This window comes from Ideonella sp. B508-1, assembly GCF_000333615.1.
In the GTDB taxonomy this organism is placed as follows: Bacteria; Pseudomonadota; Gammaproteobacteria; order Burkholderiales; family Burkholderiaceae_C; genus Ideonella.
In genome coordinates this window covers 1-4,803 of the sequence record NZ_BADL01000455.1, presented here as the reverse complement: position 1 = coordinate 4,803, position 4,803 = coordinate 1, and the positions used below count along the sequence as shown (strand labels likewise).

Annotated in this window: 6 protein-coding genes; all 6 read left to right on the top strand. The window is 73.7% G+C overall.

Annotated features, from left to right (window positions below; translation table 11 throughout):
* A partial coding sequence (locus I73_RS18430) for a sigma-70 family RNA polymerase sigma factor (protein ID WP_022981966.1) occupies positions 1-600 on the top strand: 600 nt, incomplete at its 5' end.
* 2 nt (positions 601-602) lie between these two features.
* Positions 603-1,298 (top strand): zf-HC2 domain-containing protein, encoded by a 696-nt coding sequence (locus tag I73_RS18425; protein WP_022981965.1) that lies wholly within the window; start codon positions 603-605, stop codon positions 1,296-1,298.
* A gap of 10 nt (positions 1,299-1,308) precedes the next feature.
* The gene (locus I73_RS28915) at positions 1,309-2,721 is read left to right on the top strand and encodes a S8 family serine peptidase (protein WP_159105905.1); all 1,413 of its coding nucleotides are present in this window, start codon (positions 1,309-1,311) and stop codon (positions 2,719-2,721) included.
* 199 nt (positions 2,722-2,920) lie between these two features.
* Positions 2,921-3,463, top strand: coding sequence for a TlpA disulfide reductase family protein (locus tag I73_RS28910; RefSeq protein ID WP_022981963.1), 543 nt, complete (start codon positions 2,921-2,923; stop codon positions 3,461-3,463).
* The gene (locus I73_RS18410; protein WP_051049280.1) at positions 3,447-3,704 is read left to right on the top strand and encodes a DUF4266 domain-containing protein; all 258 of its coding nucleotides are present in this window, start codon (positions 3,447-3,449) and stop codon (positions 3,702-3,704) included. The genes I73_RS28910 and I73_RS18410 overlap by 17 nt, the downstream gene beginning before the upstream one ends.
* The coding region (locus I73_RS18405) for a DUF3570 domain-containing protein (protein ID WP_234409542.1) at positions 3,691-4,803 on the top strand (1,113 nt) is incomplete at its 3' end. The genes I73_RS18410 and I73_RS18405, both read left to right, overlap by 14 nt.

Here is a 4,803-nt window from a genome sequence, read left to right as displayed (position 1 = left end):
ACCATGTTCTCCCTGTTCCGTCGCCCTGCCGCGCCCGAGCCCCAGGACGAGGCCGCCCTGCTGCAGGCCGTCGCCCAGGGGGATCGTCAGGCGCTGGCGCGGCTTTACCGGGCCTACCAGCCCCGCCTGGCCCGTTTTCTGTCCCGCCACACCCGCCAGGAGAGCCTGATCGAGGAGGTCGTGAACGACACCTTCTGGGTGGTCTGGCGCCAGGCCGGGCAGTTCCGCGGCGAGGCCCGGGTCTCGACCTGGATCATGGGCATTGCCTACCGGACCGCGCTGAAGGCCTTTCGTGACCAGGACGACCTCAGCCGCCATGACAGCGATGAGGACCTGGCCCACCGGCTGGCGGTCGATCCCGACAGTGACCGCGAGCTGCAGGACTGGGTGGGCAAGGGCCTGCAGCGCCTGCCCGAGGACCAGCGGATCACGGTGGAACTGGTCTACGGCCAGGGATACACGCTGGAGGAGACCGCGGCCATCATGGACTGCCCGGTCGGCACGGCCAAGGCGCGCCTGTTCCATGCCCGCGTGCGTCTGCGCAACCTGCTGCCGGACCTGGCCGGCGAACCCGCCGCCTCGGCAGGCCAAGGAGATTGACCATGGCTGAAGACAACAGCATCCACCAAAGCACCTGGGCTCTGCTGCCCTGGCTGGCCAACGGCACCGCCACCCCCGCGCAGCAGCGCCAGGCGCAGGCCCATCTCGACGTCTGCCCCGAGTGCCGCGAGGCCCTGGCGCGCGAACAGCAGTGGGCCCAGGCCCTGTCCCGGGACGCCGACCCGCTGCCGGACACCGAGCGCGGGCTGGCCAGCCTGATGCAGCGCCTGGACCAGGCCGAGGCGGCGGCGTCGCGGCGGCCCGCCGTGCGGGCGGCCGGGCGTTCCCTGCGCGGGCTGGGCTGGGTGCTGGCCGGCGTGGGCACCGTGGAGCTGGCGGCGCTGGCCGCCCTGCTGCTGCTGGGCCTGCCCTGGCTGCAGGGCGGCGGCCTGGCCGCCCCGGGCGGCCCGGCGGCACAGGCCGAGCCGGTCTACCGCACCCTCAGCGCCGCACCGGCCCAGCCCGACACCGGCACCCTGCACCTGGTCTTCGACCCCCGGCGCCCGGTGGGCGAACTCAGCGCGGTCCTGAAGGGCCAGGGCCTGACCGTGGTGCGCGGGCCCAGCGAGGCCGGTGTCTGGTCGCTGGCGCCTGCGCCGGGGGCCCCGCGCCGCGATGCCGACGCCCAGGCCCGTTTGCTGCGGCAGGTGCCGGGCGTGCAGTTTGCCGAGGCCACCGCCAGCGCGGCGCGGCCCTGAGGTTGACGCGGTGACGACGGAACGACGTCCCTGGCGGACGGTGTTGCGACGGCTGGCCGGGCGGGGCGCCGTGCTGTGGGTCGGCGCCGGGCTGATCACCCTGGCCGGCTGTGTCCACGCGCCCCTGGGCACGGACGCCGCCGTGCCCGCGGCCCTGCCGGCACAGACCCCCCTGGCGACCGGGCCGGACCCCCACCACGGCGGTGCCCCGGATGGTGACAACAGCCGCGTGGTGGTGATTGCCGTGGCCAACCCCCTGGTGCCGCTGGCGGCCCAGGCCGGCACCACCCCCGGTGTCTACGACCGCCGGCCGCGCTATGCCACGGGTGCCAGTGCCCAGGGGCTGCTGCGCGCCGTGGCGCGCGACCACGGTCTGCAGCCCCTGGCGGCCTGGCCCATCCCGGTGCTGGGGCTGCACTGCGCCACCCTCTTGCTGCCCGAAGGGGCGGACCGGGACGAGGCCCTGCGCCAACTGGCGGCCGATCCGCGCGTGAGCCTGGTGCAGCCGCTGCAGGAGTTCTCCACCCGGGCGCAGGCCCGCCCGGCGCCCTTGCCGCCACCGCCCGCGGCCATCGCCGCCGCCGAGCGCCTGGGCTACAACGACCCCTACCTGCCGCTGCAGCGCAATCTGCAGGGCCTGGACGTGCTGTCCGTCCACCGCTGTCGCCGCGGTCAGGGCGTCACGCTGGCCGTCATCGACACGGGGGCGGATCTCGGCCACGAGGACCTGCAGGGCCTGCGGGTCAGCAGCAGCAACTTCGTGGACACCGATGCCCAGCGCTTCGCCCACGACCAGCACGGCACCGAGGTGCTGGGGCTGATCGGGGCCCGCCCCGGCAATGCCCTGGGCATCGTCGGCATCGCGCCGGACAGCCGGGTGCTGCTCTACAAGGCCTGCTGGCAGGTCTCGGCGCAGGGCGAGGCCCGCTGCAACAGCTTCACGCTGGCCCAGGCCCTGTCGGCGGCCATCGAGCAGGGGGCCCAGGTCATCAACCTGAGCCTGGGTGGTCCGTCCGACCCCCTGCTGACGCGCCTGCTGCAGCTGGCCCTCTCCCGCGGCGTGGTGGTGGTGGGGGCCATGCCGCCCCAGGCGCGCCGCAGCGGCTTTCCCGTCGAGGTGCCCGGCGTGATCGCCGTGCAGTCCGGCCGGGTCTCGGACGTCGCGCTGGCCGCCCCGGGCCAGGAGGTGCTCACGCTCACGCCCGGCGGACGCTACGACTTCGTCTCCGGCAGTTCGCTGGCGGCCGCCCAGCTCAGCGCCGCCGCCGCGCTGCTGCTGCAGGACGGCACGCATCTGGACGGGCCCGCTGTGGAGCGCCTGCTGCGCGACTCGGCGCGGGACCAGGCCGACGGCATGCCCAAGCTGTGCGAGGCCATGCTGCACCTGTCGGCGAACACCTGCCACTGTCCGCTGCCCCGCTGAGGGCGCGCGCCTCCCGCCACGGGAAGGCAACCATTTGACCGGCATCCGGTACCCACCGGGCACACGGGCCACGTCATGGTGATGCGGCCGCCGCACCGGTCGATCACCACCGATGTCCGCCGTCTCCTGTCCGGCCTGGCGGCCGCGGCGCGTCTGCAGGCCCGCTGTGAACCCTTCTTCGACACCCGGAGCATTGACGATGACGCTTTCCTTCCGAGGCGGCCTGTGCCGCGCCGCCCTGGCCGGGGCCCTGGCTCTGGCGGGCCTGGCTGCCCAGGCCATTGAGCCTGGGCAGCCCCTGCCCGTGAACACCGTGGCCGGGCCCGACGGCCAGCCCCTGGCGTTGGCCGATGGCCAGGCCCGCCTGACCTATGTGGACTTCTGGGCCTCGTGGTGCGGGCCCTGCCGCCAATCCTTCCCCTGGATGAACCAGCTGCAGGACAAGTACGGCGCCAAGGGCCTGCGGGTGCTGGCCGTCAATCTGGACGCGCGGCGCGAGGACGCCCAGCACTTCCTGGCGGAGCACCCGGCCCGTTTCGCCCTGGGCTTCGACCCGCAGGGCGCACTGGCCCGCCGCGTGGGCGTCAAGGCCATGCCCAGTTCGCTGTTGCTGGACGCCAGCGGCAAGGTCGTGGCCGTCCACCAGGGCTTCCGCACCGAGGACGCGGCCGAGCTGGAAGCCCGCATCGCCCAGGCCCTGGGCCGTCCCCTGAGGAGAGCACTGCATGAACACCCCCCATGAACCCGGCAGGGGCCGGCCACGCGTGGTCGCGCTGGCCCTGCTGGGCGCGGCCATCACCGCACTGGGCGGCTGCGCCTGGAACCCGCCGCAGCCCTGGGAAAAAGGCCTGCTGGCCAAGCCCGAGATGACCATGGGCGGCAGCGATGGTCTGTCCCGGCGCTTCGAGACCCACATCTACACCAGCAAGGAAAACGCCTCCGGTGGCGAAGGCGTGGGCGGAGGTGGCTGTGGCTGCAACTGATCGCACCGACACCCCCTGGCTGGGCAGCGTGCTGGCCGCCGCCCTGGCACTGCCGGGCCTGGCCCCGCAGGCCCTGGCCGAAACCCCGCCCGAGCAGGCCGAGCTGAGCCTGCAGCAGCTGTCCTACAGGGACTGGCAGCCGGGGCTGGACCGCATCCACGTGCAGGCCCCGGCCCTGGGCTGGGTGCTGCCGGTGGGCACCCGCTGGGCCGTCGAGGGCTCGCTGGTCAACGACAGCGTCTCCGGCGCCTCGCCGCGCTACCACACCGCGGTGTCGGGCGCGTCCCGGCTGGACGAGGACCGCTGGGCCGGCGACCTGAAGCTGACCCACTACGGCGAGCGCGAGGCCTGGGCCTTCGGCACCGCGGCCTCGAACGAGCACGACTACAACTCGCACACCGTGTCGGGCGAGTACCGCTGGTCCACCGAGGACAACAACCGGACTTGGAACCTGGGCCTGTCGCTGACCCGCGATGCCATCGGCTCCACCGACGACCCCAGCCTGGACCAGCACCGCCGCACCTGGCAGTGGAGCACCGGGGTGACCCAGGCCGTCAGCGCCACCGACCTGGTGCAGCTGAGCCTGGGCGGCAGCCACGGCACGGGCTACTTCAACGACCCGTACAAGTTCCCCGACAACCGGCCACGGCTGCGCAACCAGCTCACGCTCTCGGCCCGCTGGAACCACCACATCGAGTCGCTGGGCGCCACGCTGCGCACGGCCTGGCGCAGCTACGGCGACACCTTCGGCGTGCGGGCCCAGACGGTGGAGGCGGCCTGGGTGCAGCCCATCGCCTCCGGCTGGCAGCTCACGCCCTCGCTGCGCTACACCACGCAGAAGGCGGCCCGCTTCTACTATGACCCGGTGTACAGCAGCAGCCTGGGCGTTCCCTTTCCGCCCGGCTACGACGCCAACGGCTTCCACTCGCCGGACCAGCGCCTCTCGGGCTTCGGCGCGCTGACGGCCGGCCTGCGGCTGGAGGTGGCCCTGGCGGCCGACTGGGATGCCAATGTGTCCTACGACCGCTACGAGCAGCGCAGTGGCTGGCGCCTGGGGGGAGACGGATCGCCCGGGCTGGCGCCGTTCTCGGCCCAGTGG